Annotated in this window: 13 protein-coding genes; 1 reads left to right on the plus strand and 12 read right to left on the minus strand. The window is 65.5% G+C overall.

What is annotated here, in order from left to right; translation table 11 throughout:
• The gene (coxB, locus tag LPB260_RS19890; protein ID WP_208707589.1) at positions 1 to 1,125 is read right to left on the minus strand and encodes a cytochrome c oxidase subunit II; all 1,125 of its coding nucleotides are present in this window, start codon (positions 1,123 to 1,125) and stop codon (positions 1 to 3) included.
• A 362-nt stretch (positions 1,126 to 1,487) separates the two neighbouring features.
• On the opposite strand from coxB, the gene LPB260_RS19895 reads away from it, so the two are divergent.
• Positions 1,488 to 2,144: a hypothetical protein gene (locus LPB260_RS19895; RefSeq protein ID WP_208707591.1), complete on the plus strand. Its 657-nt coding sequence runs from the start codon at positions 1,488 to 1,490 to the stop codon at positions 2,142 to 2,144.
• A 63-nt stretch (positions 2,145 to 2,207) separates the two neighbouring features.
• Here the strand turns inward: LPB260_RS19895 and LPB260_RS19900 are convergent, their stop codons facing one another.
• The 11 genes from LPB260_RS19900 to LPB260_RS19950 form a co-directional block, all read right to left on the minus strand.
• A complete protein-coding gene (locus tag LPB260_RS19900; RefSeq protein WP_208707593.1) occupies positions 2,208 to 2,921 on the minus strand; it encodes a carbonic anhydrase in 714 nt (237 codons plus the stop codon).
• Between the two features lie 277 nt (positions 2,922 to 3,198).
• Complete coding sequence (locus LPB260_RS19905) at positions 3,199 to 4,455, minus strand: carbohydrate porin (protein ID WP_208707595.1); 1,257 nt, start codon at positions 4,453 to 4,455, stop codon at positions 3,199 to 3,201.
• A 176-nt stretch (positions 4,456 to 4,631) separates the two neighbouring features.
• Positions 4,632 to 6,296: a glucose-6-phosphate isomerase gene (pgi, locus tag LPB260_RS19910; RefSeq protein ID WP_208707597.1), complete on the minus strand. Its 1,665-nt coding sequence runs from the start codon at positions 6,294 to 6,296 to the stop codon at positions 4,632 to 4,634.
• Between the two features lie 50 nt (positions 6,297 to 6,346).
• The gene (locus tag LPB260_RS19915; RefSeq protein ID WP_208707598.1) at positions 6,347 to 7,288 is read right to left on the minus strand and encodes a carbohydrate kinase; all 942 of its coding nucleotides are present in this window, start codon (positions 7,286 to 7,288) and stop codon (positions 6,347 to 6,349) included.
• A gap of 45 nt (positions 7,289 to 7,333) precedes the next feature.
• Positions 7,334 to 8,806, minus strand: a complete 1,473-nt coding sequence (locus tag LPB260_RS19920; RefSeq protein ID WP_208707600.1) for a mannitol dehydrogenase family protein — start codon at positions 8,804 to 8,806, stop codon at positions 7,334 to 7,336.
• Positions 8,807 to 8,839: 33 nt separating this feature from the next.
• Positions 8,840 to 9,943 (minus strand): ABC transporter ATP-binding protein, encoded by a 1,104-nt coding sequence (locus LPB260_RS19925; protein ID WP_208707602.1) that lies wholly within the window; start codon positions 9,941 to 9,943, stop codon positions 8,840 to 8,842.
• A 15-nt stretch (positions 9,944 to 9,958) separates the two neighbouring features.
• The gene (locus LPB260_RS19930; protein WP_208707604.1) at positions 9,959 to 10,792 is read right to left on the minus strand and encodes a carbohydrate ABC transporter permease; all 834 of its coding nucleotides are present in this window, start codon (positions 10,790 to 10,792) and stop codon (positions 9,959 to 9,961) included.
• A gap of 10 nt (positions 10,793 to 10,802) precedes the next feature.
• Positions 10,803 to 11,735, minus strand: a complete 933-nt coding sequence (locus LPB260_RS19935; RefSeq protein WP_208707605.1) for a carbohydrate ABC transporter permease — start codon at positions 11,733 to 11,735, stop codon at positions 10,803 to 10,805.
• Between the two features lie 92 nt (positions 11,736 to 11,827).
• Positions 11,828 to 13,138 carry a sugar ABC transporter substrate-binding protein gene (locus LPB260_RS19940; RefSeq protein ID WP_208707606.1) on the minus strand — a complete coding sequence of 437 codons (1,311 nt, stop codon included), beginning with the start codon at positions 13,136 to 13,138 and terminating at the stop codon, positions 11,828 to 11,830.
• Positions 13,139 to 13,364: 226 nt separating this feature from the next.
• Entirely contained in the window at positions 13,365 to 14,270 is a 906-nt protein-coding gene (locus LPB260_RS19945; RefSeq protein ID WP_208707607.1) for an AraC family transcriptional regulator, read from the minus strand.
• A 157-nt stretch (positions 14,271 to 14,427) separates the two neighbouring features.
• The gene (locus LPB260_RS19950; protein ID WP_208707608.1) at positions 14,428 to 15,486 is read right to left on the minus strand and encodes a PA0069 family radical SAM protein; all 1,059 of its coding nucleotides are present in this window, start codon (positions 15,484 to 15,486) and stop codon (positions 14,428 to 14,430) included.
• Between the last annotated feature and the right edge of the window lie 45 nt (positions 15,487 to 15,531).

Raw genomic sequence — 15,531 nt, forward strand, 5'->3', positions numbered from 1 at the left:
TTACTCCTGAGCCTTTTTGAACGCGACGATGTCCTGCGGGGTGACCATGTCACCGACCTTGTTGCCCCAGGCGTTGCGTTCGTAGGTGATGATGGCGGCGATGTCGACTTCCGACAGTTGCTTGCCGAAGGCGGCCATGGAGGTGCCCGGCTTGCCGTTGACCACTATGTCGATATGGTCCTGGGCCGGGCCGATGGCGATGGGCGAGCCCTTGAGCGCGGGGAACATCGGCGGCAGGCCTTCGCCGCCCGCCTGGTGGCAGGCCGCGCAACTGGTGTTGTAGGCCTTCTCGCCGCGGGCCATCAGCTCGTCCTGCGTCCAGACCTTGCTGGTCAGCTCCTTCTCGGCGGCGGCGGCCTGCTGGCGCTCGGCCAGCCAGGCGGCGAAGTCCTCCTTGGACTTGGCCTCCACCACCACCGGCATGAAGCCGTGGTCCTTGCCGCACAGCTCGGTGCACTGGCCGCGGAAGATGCCGGGCTCGTCGATGCGGGTCCAGGATTCGTTGACGAAGCCGGGGATGGCGTCCTTCTTCACCGCCAGCGCCGGCACCCACCAGGAATGGATGACGTCGGCCGAGCTGATCAGGAAGCGCACCTTGGCCCCCACCGGCACCACCAGCGGCTCGTCGACCTCGAGCAGGTAGTTCGGGCCTTTCTTCGCCTGGTTGTTGATCTGTGCCTGGGGCGTGGTCAGGTTGCTGAAGAACTCGACGTCCTGGCCCAGGTACTTGTAGTGCCATTTCCACTGGTAGCCAGTGACCTGGATATCCAGCTCGGACTCGCTGCTGTCGTAGATGTCGATCAGGGTCTTGGTCGCCGGAATGGCCATCACCACCAGAATCGCCAGCGGCACCACGGTCCAGAGGATCTCCACCGTGGTGCTCTCATGGAAGTGCGCGGGTTCCTGGCCGTTGGAGCGGCGATGGACCAGCATCGACCAGAACATGGCGCCGAACACCAGCACGCCGATGGCGACGCAGATCCAGAAGATGGTCATGTGCAAGTCGAAAACTGAGCGGCTGACCTCGGTGGCCCCGGGCGCGATGTTCACGCCCCACTCGGCCTGCGCCGAGCCGATTGCCAACCACAGCAGGAGGCCCATCCAGACTCGTGGATGTCGCATCATTGCGGGTTCCCCTTATGGTTCTTGTTATCCCGCCGGCGGAGCCTGCGGCAAAGGGATCGACTGCCATAACTGCTGGCGACTACTGTCGAAACCTCTCCGTGCCGAAGCCCGTCCGGTTCCATCAGATAAAGCCTTTCGCGTTCGAGTATAGACGGCGACTTCTAGCTGGCAACGCGCAAGCGAAAAAGTCCGAAGCCGCGCAAGCCTTGTCCTAAACGCCACGCGCGACCACGGCGGGCGTCAATCCGCCAGCGAGAGATATAGCGTGCTCGCATAAGCATTTAAGAATTATGACAATTGCATCTTAGCTGGCCCGTCCAGCCAGCTATGGTTCTCGCCCATGACCCACCTCAGGAGTTGTCATGAACACTGCCGCCTTGCGCGAACTTATCCAGCGCGCCCACCAGCACGAAGCCAGCAGCGGTCAACTGGCGCGCCAACTGCACGGCCAGCTCGAACGCCTGCACCCCTCCATACGCCTACCCAGCCAGGACGCCCTCGGCGTACTGACGCGCTTCGTCAGCGCTTATATCGAGCAGGTACCGGACATGCTGGACGCGGCCAGTCAGGTCGCCCGGGAAGCCGGCATAGAGGCGCCAGTCAAGCCGGTGCTGAAGGTGGCCGAGCAGTTTTTTCTGCAACCGCCGGCACTGATGGAGGGCCACGAAGGGCTCGATGGGCTGCTCGACGAGGCCTACCTGGCCCACCGCCTGATCGAGGAGGTCAACGACCGCTACAGCAGCCACCTGGGCCAGCCGCTGATTCCGCTGGACACCACGGTGGCCAACCTGATCGCCCACCAGCTGATCGGCGAGCCCTTCGCCAACCAGCTGGACGAGGCCGTGCACCACGCGGTGGACGGCATGCTCGACGAGGACAGTTTTACCCAGGCTTCGGTGCGCGCCTTTCGCGAGCGCCTGAGCGACCCGCACACCGAGGCGGCCTGGGAGCGCTGGCCCTGCCTGTCGCGGCAGCTGGGTGTGGAGTTGCAATTGGATCAGACCCGCGCCGCAAGCTGATCGATCCTTGGGGCGAATTCCGACGGCGCGGGCGCTTGCCGCCCCGCCGTCGGCATGCAGCATTCAGCTCTGGAGATAACGTGCCCGCGGCGTCGCCATTGGCAGCGGGCCCTCGTCGATCGCGCGGAACTCGCCCTTCTCCGCATCGTAGGCCCTGATCGCGCAGGTCTCGATGTCATACACCCAGCCATGGATGAACAGCTGACCGCTGGCCAGCCGCGCGGCTACCGCGGGGTGGGTGCGCAGGTGGTCGAGCTGGGCCACGACGTTCTCCTCGGTGAGGATCTCCAGGGTGTTGTGATCGGCGCAGCCGCAGTTTTCCGCCACCACCGTCTTGGCCACCTCGGCATGGCGCAGCCAGGCCTTGACCGTCGGCATGCGCTCCAGGGTCTGCGGGTCGAGCACCGCCTTCATCGCACCGCAGTCGGAGTGCCCGCAGACGATGATGTGATGCACGCCGAGGGCCATCACCGCGTATTCGATGGCGGTGGATACCCCGCCCATCATCTGCCCGTACGGCGGCACCACGTTGCCGACGTTGCGGGTGACGAACAGGTCGCCAGGATCGCTCTGGGTGATCAGGTCGGGGACGATGCGCGAGTCCGCGCAGGTGATGAACATGGCGCGCGGCGCCTGGGCGTGGGCGAGCTTCTTGAACAACGCCTGCTGCTGTGGGAAGACATCCTGACGAAAGCGTCGGAAACCCTCGACGATATGGCGGAGCGCATCCTCGGCGCTTTCCGCCGCGCCGCTGTTCTGCTGTTCTTGCTTATCCATTTGGCCTACCTCGAAAAAGCTGTGGGGACGCATCGACATGGCCCGGCCAGCATGCCGGGCGAGCGACGGCGAACCTTTACTGGACTTTCGTCGCGCATTTCGGGTCACCACTCACCCGGCCAATAGTGGTCTGAAAGCGCGGAGTCGATCGGCTGCCGCCAGCGACAGGCCGTCCGGAAGAGGCGCGCTGCCCTCTCCTGGACGGGGGTCGGTGCGCGTATCTAGGCGCGCAACGAGCGCTGCCACCTGGCCGCAGCGACCCGCAAGCAACCGCCGATCACCACCAGTACTCTACCTGTACGCCGAAGTTGGAGCCATGCCGCGCACTGCCGAACACGCCGCTGTCGGACAGCGCCGAGCCGGCCGCCATTGCGTTGGCGGCATCCTGGGCCGCCTGGTTCCAGGTCGCGTAGGTGTAGTACAGGCGCAGCTCCGGGCGGGTCCAGAAGCCCGGACCCGCCGGCGACCAGGTCGGCGCCACGGTGAACTTGCTCAGCTTGCGCGTGCCGCCGCTGGCATCGACCTGATCAAAGCCCAGCTCGCCGACCAGCTTGAACTGCTCGGTGAAGGCGTAGCTGGTACGCCCGCCGACCGACAGCCAGTTCTCGTCGTCCTGGTTGGCGCGCTCGTCCTTCTGGTACACCACCAGGAACTGGCCACCCAGGCGCGGGGTGATCTGCCAGTCGAAGTGCTCCACCAGGCGATAGCGCTTGGCGCTGTCATCGAGCATCACGTCGCCGGTCGAGCCCAGGGCGGTGCCCGGGCCGGGACCGTACTGCAGGGCGAAGGTGTTCTTGCCGCCGAGACCAAGGAAGTCCTGCTGCTTGTGCTGGGCGGTGATCGACCAGCCGCTGTGGGCGCCTTCGATGTGGCGCGGCTTGTCGATGAAGCTCAGGCCGAATTCCAGCTCGCCATTGGGGTTGGTGTCGAAGCCGGCGACGTTGAAGTCGTGGCGGTTGATGTATTCCTTCTGGAACACGCTGTCCTTGCGCGAGAAGGCGTAGCTGTACTTCAGCCCGCCCAGCTCGTAGTTCTCGATGCCGGCGCCGGTGGCGCTCTGGTTCCAGTAGAAGAAGTCGCTGATATGGATGTCGTTGCGCTTGTAGAAGCGCCGCCCGGCCCACAGCGAGCCGCCGTTCAGCGCCGGTACCTTGCTCCACTCGACGAAGGCCTGGTTCATCCGCGTGAAGCCATGCTCGCCGGTGAATGTCGGGGTATGCCCATATTCGTTGAAGAACTGCGCCATGCCCTCGACGCTGAGCACAGAGCCATCGTCCAGGGTCAGCAGGTCCTGACGCAGGTCCAGCTCGGCGTACTGCTCGCACTCGTTGCCGAGGCGGAACTTCGACAGCGCGCCGGGCAGCTGGAAGCACGACTGGCGATCACCGTCGGAACTGCCGGCGCCGCTGCGCACATAGCCGCTGAACTCCAGGGCCTGGGCCTGGGGCAGAACCAGCGCCAGGGCGAACAGGTAGGGGGCGCCACGCGCAGCACTGACTAGCGGCGATGACTGAGGCTTGAGACTGGTCTTCATGGTTGCTCCTGATTGTTTTTATTGTCTGAAATGCTGCGGATAACCGCCGCGGCAGCGGGTTCTTGCGAAACATTCGGGCGCACACTCCCCCTGCCGAGCGACGAATCGCTCGGCGATGAGGGTCCATGAGGTTTGGGGGCGGCGCTGCCCTTCAGGTCGGCCTGGACGACGAGCCGTCAGCCACGGTGACGACCGCGGAAGAAGTCGATCAGGCCCTGGGTGGAGGGGTCCTCGGCCGGCCCCGGCTCGCTGCTGAGCAGGCGCGAGTAGACGTTCTTGCCCAGCTCCTTGCCCAGCTCCACGCCCCACTGGTCGAAGGCGTTGATGCCCCAGATGGCACTCTGGGCGAACACCTTGTGCTCGTACAGCGCGACCAGGGCGCCCAGGCGGCGCGGGCTGACCCGCTCCATCACCAGGGTGTTGCTCGGGCGGTTGCCGGGGATCACCTTGTGCGGCGCCAGGCGCTGCACCTCGTCCTCGTCCAGGCCCTTGGCACGCAGTTCCGCCTCGGCTTCGGCCTGGGTCTTGCCGAGCATCAGCGCCTGGCTCTGCGACAGGCAGTTGGCATACAGCCACTGGTGGTGGTCGGCCACCGGGTTGTAGCTGACCACCGGCACGATGAAGTCGGCCGGGATCAGCGCGGTGCCCTGGTGCAGCAGCTGGTGGTAGGCGTGCTGGCCGTTGCAACCGACCCCGCCCCAGATCACCGGCCCGGTGGCACAGGGCACCGGGCGGCCATCCTGCAGCACGCGCTTGCCGTTGGACTCCATGTCCAGCTGCTGCAGGTGCTTGGTGATGTTTCGCAGGTAGTGGTCGTAGGGCAGGATCGCCTGGGTCTGGGCGCCCCAGAAATTGCCGTACCAGATGCCCAGCAGGGCCATGAGCACCGGCATGTTCTGCTCGAACGGGGCGTTCTGGAAGTGCTCGTCCATGCGGTAGGCGCCGGACAGCAGCTCCTTGAAGTTGGACATGCCGATGGACATGGCGATCGGCAGGCCGATGGCCGACCACAGCGAGTAGCGACCGCCGACCCAGTCCCACATCGGCAGGATGTTCTCCTCGCGGATGCCGAAGGCCACCGCCGCCGGCACATTGCTCGACACGGCGATGAAGTGGCGGTGCAGTTCGCCCTCGGTGCCGCCCTGGGCCAGGTACCAGCTGCGCGCGGCCTGGGCGTTCTTCAGGGTTTCCAGGGTGCTGAAGGTCTTCGAGGAGATGATGAACAGGGTGGTTTCGGCGCGCAGCTTGGCTGCCAGCTCATGGAACGAGCTGCCGTCGATATTGGCCAGGTAGTGGCAGCGCACGCCGCGCTGGGCGAAAGGCAGCAGCGCCTCGGAGACCAGCTGCGGGCCGAGGAAGGAGCCGCCGATGCCGATGTTGACCACGTCGGTGATGGGCTTCTCGCTGTAGCCGCGCCACAACCCGTCATGCACCTTGCCGACCAGTTCGGTCATCTGGTGCAGCACCCGGTGCACCTCGGGCATCACGTCGACGCCGTCGACCAGCACCTTGTCGCCGATCGGCCGGCGCAGGGCGGTGTGCAGGGCCGGGCGGCCCTCCGAGGCGTTGAGCCGTGCGCCGTCGAACAGCGCGCCAATCGCCTGCCGCAGGCCACACTCTTCGGCCAGACGCACCAGCAGGTCGCGGGTTTCGCGGGTGATCAGGTTCTTCGAGTAGTCGAGGAACAGCCCGCAGTCGTTCAGGGAAAACTCGGCGAAGCGCTGCGGCTGCTCGGCGAATGCGTCGCGCATGCTGAACTCGGCAAAGCACTCGCGGTGCGCGGCCAGGCCCTGCCAGGCGGGCAACTGGGTGACATCGTGGGAAGGCTGAGGGTGCGGCATGTCAACTCCTGGAAAGTTATTGGACGAAAGGCTTGAGGCCCCGGCGCGGCTCAAGGCTGTTCCAGTTCATGGGCGTAAGGCAGGTCCGGCCCGATTCGCGAGCAGGTCACCGCGGCCGCGCGCACGGCGTAGCCGAGCATCGCCTCGATATGCCTGTGCGACAGCGTGGCCAGCGCCTGCGGGCTGTCCAGGCCGTGGCGGCTCAGGTAGGCCAGCAGTGCGGCCTGGAAGGTGTCGCCGGCGCCGACCGTGTCGCGCGTGTCCACCGCCTGCGCCGGCACCGCCCAGCGCCCGTGCTGGCGACTGTGCACGCTGGCGCCATCGCTGCCGTGGGTGAGGAACACCAGCTGGCAGCGCTGGCTTAGCCACTGGCTGACCACGTCCTCGGGCCGGCGCTGCGGATAGAGCAGGGCCAGGTCTTCCTCGCTGACCTTGATCAGGTGCGCCTGAGCGGCGAAGGCCTCGACGCGCTGGCGCCACAGCTCGATGCTGGGCTCGACGCCGAGGCGCACATTGGGGTCGAGGCTGATCAGCCGCCGATCGCTCTCGCGCCGCACCAGTTCGAACAGGGTATCGGCGACAGGCGTCACCACCAGGGAGTAGGAGCCGACATGAATACCGCGCACCCGTGCCTCCAGCGCCGGCAGATGCTCGAGACCCAGCATGCGATCGGCACAGCCCTCGCCGCGAAAGCTGTACTGCGGCACGCCCTGGGCGTCGACCGCGACCATCGCCAGGGTGGTCGGCGCGTCGCTGGGCACCAGGTAGGCGTCGCTCACGCCTTCCTCGTGCAACACCTTGCGCAGGCGCTCGCCGAGAAAATCCGTGGAAATACCGGCGAACAGCGCCGAATCGGCGGCCAAGCGGCGCAGGCCGACGGCCACGTTGAACGGCGAACCGCCGGCAATCGCCTGCAGCTCTAGCTGACTGCTGCGCGCGCCTTCGTCCAGGCTGAAGACATCGAACAAAGCCTCGCCACATACCAGATACATAACTGACTCCTTATCAGGGGAAGGCGCCTTCGCGGGCATGGGGGGTTAGGCGAGCAGGGCCTGCAGGGTGGCGCTCACCCCTTGGCTGCGCAGGCTCTCGAGATTGCGCTCGAAGGCGGCGACGAAGGCCGGGGAGGCGGCCAGTGCGCTGCCGAAGATCGTCTCCTCACCCAGTACCCGGGCGGTCAGCTGCTGGTCGTCATCGATCAGCGCCTGGCAGTGCTCGGCGCGTGGGTCGACGATCCGGTACTGCTCGCCGTTCTCGTCGACACCCTTGAGGTACAGCGCCCAGGCCGCCACCACCAGGGCGCCACGCTCCAGCGCGGCGCCGTCTTCGAGCAGCCGGTTGAGGGTCGGCACGATGAATTTGGGCAGTTTCGACGAACCATCGGAGCAGATCCGCTCCAGCTGATCGGCGATGGCCTGGTTGCAGAAACGCTCGATCAGGGTGTCCTTGTAGGCTTCCAGGTCGATGCCCGGCACCGGCGCCAGTTGCGGGGTCACGTCCAGGTCCATGAAGGTGCGCACGTAACGCCGCAGCAGCGGGTCGTTCATCGCCTCGTGGACGAAGCGATAGCCCTGGAGGAAGCCCAGGTAGGTGAGCGCCAGATGACTGCCGTTGAGCAGCTTGATCTTCATCTCCTCGTAGGGCGTGACGTCGTCGGTGAACTGCACGCCGACCTTCTCCCAGGCCGGCCGGCCGTTGACGAACTTGTCCTCCAGCACCCACTGGGCGAAAGGCTCGCAGACCACCGGCCAGGCGTCCTCGATGCCGTGGCGCTCGGCCAGTTGCTGGCGGTGCGCATCGCTGGTCATGGGCGTGATGCGGTCGACCATGGCGTTGGGAAAGCTGACATTGGCCTCGATCCAGGCGGCCAGCTCGGGGTCGGCCAGATTGGCGAAACTGAGCAGCGCCTTGCGCGTGACCGTGCCGTTGTGCGGCAGGTTATCGCAGGACATCAGGGTGAACGCCGGGGTGCCGGCGGCGCGGCGCCGAGCCAATGCCGCACAGAGGAAGCCGAAGACGCTGCGCGGCGCCTCGGGATGGGCCAGGTCGTTCTGGATGTCCGGCAGCTCGGCGAGGAACTCGCCGCTGCTGTCGTCCATGCAGTAGCCGCCTTCGGTGATGGTCAGCGAGACGATACGGATCGCCGGATCGGCCAGCTTGTCGATCAGCGCCTGGGGCGAATCCTCGGCCAGCAGCATGCCGCTGATGGCGCCCACCACCTGCACCGCGTTGCCCGCCTCGTCGCCCAGCTCGACCAGGGTGTAGAGGTAGTCCTGGGCGGCCAGGACATCGCGCATGGCGCGGTCGGCGCCGCGCAGGCCGACGCCGCAGATGCTCCAGTCGAGGGCCTCGCCCTGGTTCATCAGGGCCTCGGTGTAGTACGCCTGGTGGGCGCGATGGAAACCACCGACACCGATGTGGACGATGCCCTGCTGGGTGGTGTCGGCACGGTACGCGGGCAGCGCGATAGGCGCCGCCAACTGGTCAAGGTGCTGGCGATTGAGTTTCATCTGTGCATTCCTGGATGGGTCTGGCGGGCGGCCTCAGGCCGCCTGCTGGAGTCGTTTGGCAATGGCCTGGCCATCGGCGTCGAACAGGTGGCAGTGGGCCGGGTCGAAAGCCAGCTCCAGGACTTCGCCGGCGCGCGGGGCGAAATCGCCACGTACGCGGATGGTCAGCATCTCCCCGGAGGCGCAGCGCACGTGGCAGTAGGTATCGCTGCCCAGGCGCTCGCTGACATCGGCGGTGACCCGCAGCTGGCCCTGGCCGGCCGGCACGATGTCGAAGTGCTCGGGACGCACGCCCAGGGTCACCGCGCTGCCCGCGGCCAGGCCGGCGGCGGCCAGCGGCAGGCTCAGCTGCGCGCCGCACTCCAGCTTCACTTCGCAGGCGGCAGCGTCGACCTTGGCGGTCTGGCCCCGCAGGAAGCCCATCTTCGGCGTGCCGAGGAAGCCGGCGACGAACAGGTTGGCCGGATGGTGATACAGCTCCATGGGCGAGCCGACCTGCTCGACGCGCCCGCCGTTGAGCACCACCACCTTGTCGGCCAGGGTCATGGCCTCGACCTGGTCGTGGGTCACGTAGATCATGGTCGCCTGCAGCTCCTGGTGCAGACGCGCCAGCTCCAGGCGGGTCTGCACCCGCAGGGCCGCGTCGAGGTTGGACAGCGGCTCGTCGAACAGGAAGATCTTCGGATTGCGCACGATGGCGCGGCCGATGGCCACGCGCTGGCGCTGGCCGCCGGAGAGCTGCTTGGGCTTGCGCTCGAGCAGGGGCTTGAGCTCGAGGATGGCCGCGGCGTTGTCGACCTTCTCCTGCACCTCGCGCTTGTCCACGCCGGCCAGGTCGAGGGCGAAGGACAGGTTCTTGCGCACGGTCATGTGCGGGTACAGGGCGTAGGTCTGGAACACCATGGCCAGGTCGCGCTTGGCCGGGGCCGTGTCGGTGATGTCCTTGCCATCCAGTTCGATGGTGCCGCTGGTGACTTCCTCCAGCCCGGCGATCAGTCGCAGCAGGGTGGACTTGCCGCAGCCGGACGGCCCGACGAACACGACGAACTCGCGGTCGCGTACGTCCAGGTCGATGCCCTTGATGATGGCGGTGCCGTCGAAGCCTTTTTTCAGGTTGCGAATCTTCAAATCTGCCATGGGGAAATCCTCTTGTTACTTGACTGCGCCGAAGGACAGGCCGCGTACGAGTTGTTTTTGGCTGATCCAGCCGAAGATCAGGATGGGCGCACAAGCCAGGGTCGAAACCGCCGAGAGCTTGGCCCAGAACAGGCCTTCCGGACTGGAGTAGGAAGCGACCAGCGCGGTCAGCGGGGCGGCGGCCGAGGAGGTCAGGTTGAGCGACCAGAACGCCTCGTTCCAGCACAGGATCAACGACAGCAACATGGTCGAGGCCAGGCCACCGCGGGCGATCGGCAGCAGTACGCGGCCGATTTCCTGCAGGGTGGTGGCGCCGTCCAGGCGAGCGGCTTCGAGGATGTCGACGGGGATGTCCTTGAAGTAGGTGTAAATCATCCAGACCACGATCGGCAGGTTGATCAGGGTGTAGATGACGATCAGCGCGATGCGCGAATCGAGCAGGCCCAGGCTCTGGCAGATCAGGTAGATCGGCATCAGCACGCCCACCGGCGGCAGCATCTTGGTCGACAGCATCCACAGCAGCGTGCGCTTGGTGTGGCGGCTCTCGAAGAAGGCCATGGAGTAGGCCGCCGGCACCGCGATGAGCATGCACAGCAGGGTCGCCACGGAGGAGATCAGCAGCGAATTCCAGGCGAAGCTGAAGTAGTCGCTGCGCTCGTTGATCAGCAGGTAGTTCTCCAGCGTCGGCATGAAGACGAACTGCGGCGGCGTGGCGAACGCGGCGATTTCGGTTTTGAAGCTGGTAAGGATCATCCACAGGATCGGGAAGAAGATCAGCGCGGCGATAGCCCAGGCCGAAGTACCCACCAGCACACTCTGCAGGCGACGGGATTGTTTAAGCGTCAGCATGATCAAGGCCTCATTGCTGGTTGGTGAGGTTCTTGCCGATCATTCGGATCAGCACGATCGCCGCCAGATTGGCGATGACCACCGCGATCAGCCCGCCCGCCGATGCCATACCGACGTCGAACTGCAGCAGCGCGTGGTTGTAGATCAGGTAGGCCAGGTTGGTGGACTCGAAGCCCGGACCGCCACTGGTGGTGGTGAAGATTTCGGCGAACACCGAGAGCAGGAAGATCGTCTCGATCATCACCACCACGGCGATAGGCCGGGCCAGGTGCGGCAGGGTCAGGTGCCAGAAGATCGCCAGGGAGCCGGCGCCGTCGAGACGCGCGGCCTCTTTCTGGTCCTGGTCCAGCGACTGCATGGCGGTCATCAGGATCAGGATGGCGAACGGCAGCCACTGCCAGGACACGATGAAGATGATCGACAGCAGCGGGTACTGGGCCAGCCAGTCCACCGGTTCGGCGCCGAAGAACTTCCAGATCGCCGCGAGGATCCCGGAGACCGGATGCAGGATCAGGTTCTTCCACACCAGTGCACTGACCGTCGGCATGATGAAGAAGGGCGAGATCAGCAGCACCCGCACCACGCCCCGGCCCCAGAACTCGCAGGCTTCCAGCAGCGCGGCGATCAGCACGCCGAACACCACGCTGATCAGCAGCACGCTGCCAACCAGCAACAGGGTATTGAGTGCACCCGGCATGAAGCCGGCGTCGCTGAGGAAGTACTCGAAGTTCTCCAGACCGACGAACTGGTTCTCGCCGGGATACAGCAGGTTGTAGCGAATCAGCGAGAAATAGATGGTCATGCCCAAGGGCACGATCATCCACAGCAGCAGCAGGGCCACCGAAGGGCTGACCAGAAACCAGCCCGGCTTGAGCGCGCAGCGCTTGCCGCTGACCGGCGCGGGCGCACTTTTCAGGTGCGTATCGAGGGTCGAAGTAGTCATGGCGACTCCGTGTAGATTCGGCGAGAACGGACGGTCGGACACCGGCCTACGGGGCAGTAAGCGCGGTGCCAGGACGGTCTAGGTGAGGTGGGCTACTTGGGATAGCCCGCGCGCTTCATTTCGCGCGCCGTGGACTGCTGGGCCGCCATGAGCGCCTGGTCGACCGACATGTGGCCGGTAAGCGCTGCAGTGAACTGCATGCCGACCTGGGTGCCGATGGCCTGGAACTCGGGAATGGTGACCAACTGGATACCCACATAGGGCACCGGCTTGAGGGTCGGATCGGTCGGGTCGGCCCGCTTCAGCGACTCCAGGGTGACCTTGGCGAACGGTGCGGCCGCCATGTAGGCGTCGCTGTAGGTCGAGGCGCGGGTGCCCGGCGGCACGTTGGCCACGCCATCGGTGTCGGCGACCAGCTGGGCGTAGGCCTGGGACGTGGCCCAGGCGCTGAAGAGCTTGGCCGCCGCCTTGGAGTTGGAACTGGTGGGGATGCCCAGCGCCCAGGAATACAACCAGGCCGAACCCTTGTCGGTGACCTGCTGCGGCGCGCGGCTGAAGCCGACCTTGTCGGCGACCTTGCTCTGGCTGGTGTCGGTGACGAAGGAGCCGGCCACGCTGGCGTCGACCCACAGCGCGCACTTGCCGCTGTTGAACAGCGCCAGGTTCTCGTTGAAGCCGTTGCTGGAGGCGCCCGGCGGGCCGAACTGCTTGAGGGTATCGACGTAGAAGTTGAGCGCCTGCTTCCATTCGCTGCCGGTGAACTCGGGCTGCCACTGCTCGTCGAACCAGCGCGCGCCGTAGGCGTTGGCCACGGTGCTGATCAGCGCCATGTTCTCGCCCCAGCCGGCCTTGCCGCGCAGGCAGATGCCGTACTGCTCCTGCTCCGGCTTGTGCAGGGCCGCGGCGAACTCGCGCATCTGCTCCCAGGTCGGTTGCTCGGGCATGCTCAGGCCGGCCTGCTCGAACAGGTCGGTGCGGTAGTAGGTGATCGAGCTTTCGGCGTAGAACGGCAGGGCGTAGAGCTTGCCGTCGACCGACAGACCTTCGCGTACCGAGGGGAACACGTCGTCGAGGGCGTAGTCGGCCGGCAGGTTGGTCATCGGCTCCAGCCAGCCTTTCTCGCCCCACAGCGCCGCCTCGTACATGCCGATGGTCAGCACGTCGAACTGGCCGCCCTTGGTGGCGATATCGGTGGTCAGGCGTTGGCGCAGGACATTCTCTTCGAGCACCACCCACTTCAGGTTGATCTGCGGGTTCTGCTCTTCGAAGGTTTTGGCGAGCCGCTGCATGCGGATCATGTCGCTGTTGTTGACCGTGGCAATGGTCAGGTTTTCGGCGGCGTGGGCAGACACCGAGAGGGACAGGCAGGAAACGGCAACTAATGCTGTAGCTAATTTGTTCATTGTTTTGAACTCCCCTCCTGCATCGCCGAAGCGACCGGAGATCGATATTGTTTTTGTATTAGTCGACCTGCATTACACCTCTACGTAAAACCTCGAACAAAGCCTCGACTGCACCTCAACCAATACTTTTTTGCACTGAAACGAGCGCGCGCAAACCCCGAAATCAGGCTCAATGCCTCTGAAACCAGGTCTGTAGCGGGGATAGTGGCGCTAGCGACTGACCGAATCAGTACAGGTTCTGCTCGGTCAAGCGCTGGACCACCAGCTTGCGGTAGTCGGACGGGGTCACCCCCTTGAGCTGCAGGAAGCGTCGGTTGAAGTTGGAAATATTGCTGAAGCCGGACTCGAAGCAGATATCGGTCACCGGCATGTCGCTCTTGCTCAACAACTCGCAGGACTTGCTCACCCGCAGGCGATTGACGAACTCGACGAAGCCGCGCCCGGTGGCCTGCTTGAAGAAACGCGAGAAGTAGGTCGGGGTCATGCCCAGATACTCCGCCACCTCTTCCTGGCTCAGGTCCTGGGCGTAACGCTGGAAGATGTAGTCCACCGCCCGGTTGATGCGGTCGACGTGCTGCTCGTCGGCAGGCTGGTCGGGGAGCCGGCCGGAGAGCAACTGGTAGTCCTCGCAGGCCGCCAGCAACTCGAGGAGGATGAAGAAGTGACCGAGCCGGGTCGCACCCTCGGAGTCGGCGATCTTCTGCAGCAGCTGCCGCGCCTCGCGAATGCAGCGCGGGTCGCGAAACTCGATGCCGAACTGCGCCCGCGCCAGCAGCGGCGCCAGGCTCTTGAGCTCGTCGAACACCGCGATACCGCTGTCCAGCACCTTGTCGGTGAAGTTGACCAGCATGTCGCGCTGCTCGAAGTGCTCGCCCTCTTCGACCTGGCTGATCCAGTTGTGCGGCAGGTTGGGCCCGGTGAGGAACAGGCTGTGCGGGGAAAAGTTGCCGATGTAGTCGCCGATGAACACCTTGCCGGAGCTGGCGACTATCAGGTGCAGCTCGTACTCCTTGTGGAAATGCCAGCGCACCAGCGGCGACGGAAAACCATGCTGACGATAGATCAGCGAGTGGCCTTCGTGGTCATCCATCAGTTCGAAGGAGGGTTCGGGTACGCGCAGATAACGGGTCATGGTTCGTGGTAGCTTCGTGGTGGCCCAAGTGGCACAGCTGGCGGGCTGCTGCTCGGCCTCGGCAACGCTGGATGGCAACTCCCGTGCGCCACGCAGCTCGTCAGCCTCATCCATTAATTTAAGCACATCCCTTCACCGGACCAATGCACCATGGCGTTCACAGCAGCGCCAGCTGTCCACCCGGCGGGCAGAAGCGCGAGCAGTCCAGGTCGAAGCCTTCGCGACCTTGCAGGCCGAGGCGCCTGCTGGCCACGGCGAAGCGTTGCGCCAGCAGCTGTGCGAATGCCCCCTCGCCGCGCATGCGCGCGCCGAAACGACTGTCGTACAGCTCGCCGCCGCGGCTCTGGCGCACCAGGCTCAGCACATGCTCGGCGCGCTGCGGGTAGTGCGCCTGCAACCACTCCGCGAACAGCGGCGCGACCTCGCGCGGCAGGCGCAGGAACATGTAGCTCGCGCGCTGCGCGCCGGCCTCCTTGGCCGCCTCGAGCAGGCGCTCGAGCTCCATGTCGTTGATCATCGGGATCATCGGCGCACAGAGCACCCCCACCGGTATGCCGTTGTCGCGCAGCACGCGGATCGCCCGCAGGCGAGCCGCCGGCGCCGCCGCGCGCGGCTCAAGGGTGCGCTTGAGCTGGTCATCCAGGGTGGTCAGGCTGATCATCACCGCCACCAGGCGCTGGCGCGCCAGCTCGATCAGCAGGTCGAGGTCACGCAGGATCAGCGAGCCCTTGGTGACGATGGTCAGCGGATGACGGTGATCCAGCAGCACCTGCAGGGTGCGCCGGGTCAGCTGTTGCTGGCGCTCGATCGGCTGGTAGGGGTCGGTGTTGGAACCCAGGTTGATCGGCGCGCAGACGTAGCCGGGCTTGGCCAGTTGCTGTTCGAGCAGGCTCGGCGCGTTGGTCTTGGCGATCAGCCGGGTCTCGAAATCCAGCCCCGGCGACAGGTCCCAGTAGGCATGGCTGGGCCGCGCGTAGCAGTAGATGCAACCATGCTCGCAGCCGCGGTAGGGGTTGATCGAGCGGTCGAAGGGCAGGTCCGGCGACTGGTTGCGGGTGATGATGCTCTTGGCCATCTCCACCCGCACCTCGGTGGCACGGCTGGGCGGCACTTCCTGCAGCCAGCCGTCGTCCTCGGCCACCGAGCGGCTCGGGGCGAAGCGATTGGCGGGGTTGCTGGCGGTGCCGCGGCCTCGCGGCGGCAGGGGAACGGACATGGCGCGACTCCGACGGAATACTGTACAAAAATACAGTTATTCAGT

It is taken from the genome of Pseudomonas sp. LPB0260 (genome assembly GCF_013388395.1).

What these genes read in the sequence shown, in the direction of transcription:
- coxB (WP_208707589.1), bottom strand. Translation starts at nt 1,125, where the DNA reads ATGATGCGACATCCACGAGTCTGGATGGGCCTCCTGCTGTGGTTGGCA.
- LPB260_RS19895 (WP_208707591.1), top strand. Translation starts at nt 1,488, where the DNA reads ATGAACACTGCCGCCTTGCGCGAACTTATCCAGCGCGCCCACCAGCAC.
- LPB260_RS19900 (WP_208707593.1), bottom strand. Translation starts at nt 2,921, where the DNA reads ATGGATAAGCAAGAACAGCAGAACAGCGGCGCGGCGGAAAGCGCCGAG.
- LPB260_RS19905 (WP_208707595.1), bottom strand. Translation starts at nt 4,455, where the DNA reads ATGAAGACCAGTCTCAAGCCTCAGTCATCGCCGCTAGTCAGTGCTGCG.
- pgi (WP_208707597.1), bottom strand. Translation starts at nt 6,296, where the DNA reads ATGCCGCACCCTCAGCCTTCCCACGATGTCACCCAGTTGCCCGCCTGG.
- LPB260_RS19915 (WP_208707598.1), bottom strand. Translation starts at nt 7,288, where the DNA reads ATGTATCTGGTATGTGGCGAGGCTTTGTTCGATGTCTTCAGCCTGGAC.
- LPB260_RS19920 (WP_208707600.1), bottom strand. Translation starts at nt 8,806, where the DNA reads ATGAAACTCAATCGCCAGCACCTTGACCAGTTGGCGGCGCCTATCGCG.
- LPB260_RS19925 (WP_208707602.1), bottom strand. Translation starts at nt 9,943, where the DNA reads ATGGCAGATTTGAAGATTCGCAACCTGAAAAAAGGCTTCGACGGCACC.
- LPB260_RS19930 (WP_208707604.1), bottom strand. Translation starts at nt 10,792, where the DNA reads ATGCTGACGCTTAAACAATCCCGTCGCCTGCAGAGTGTGCTGGTGGGT.
- LPB260_RS19935 (WP_208707605.1), bottom strand. Translation starts at nt 11,735, where the DNA reads ATGACTACTTCGACCCTCGATACGCACCTGAAAAGTGCGCCCGCGCCG.
- LPB260_RS19940 (WP_208707606.1), bottom strand. Translation starts at nt 13,138, where the DNA reads ATGAACAAATTAGCTACAGCATTAGTTGCCGTTTCCTGCCTGTCCCTC.
- LPB260_RS19945 (WP_208707607.1), bottom strand. Translation starts at nt 14,270, where the DNA reads ATGACCCGTTATCTGCGCGTACCCGAACCCTCCTTCGAACTGATGGAT.
- LPB260_RS19950 (WP_208707608.1), bottom strand. Translation starts at nt 15,486, where the DNA reads ATGTCCGTTCCCCTGCCGCCGCGAGGCCGCGGCACCGCCAGCAACCCC.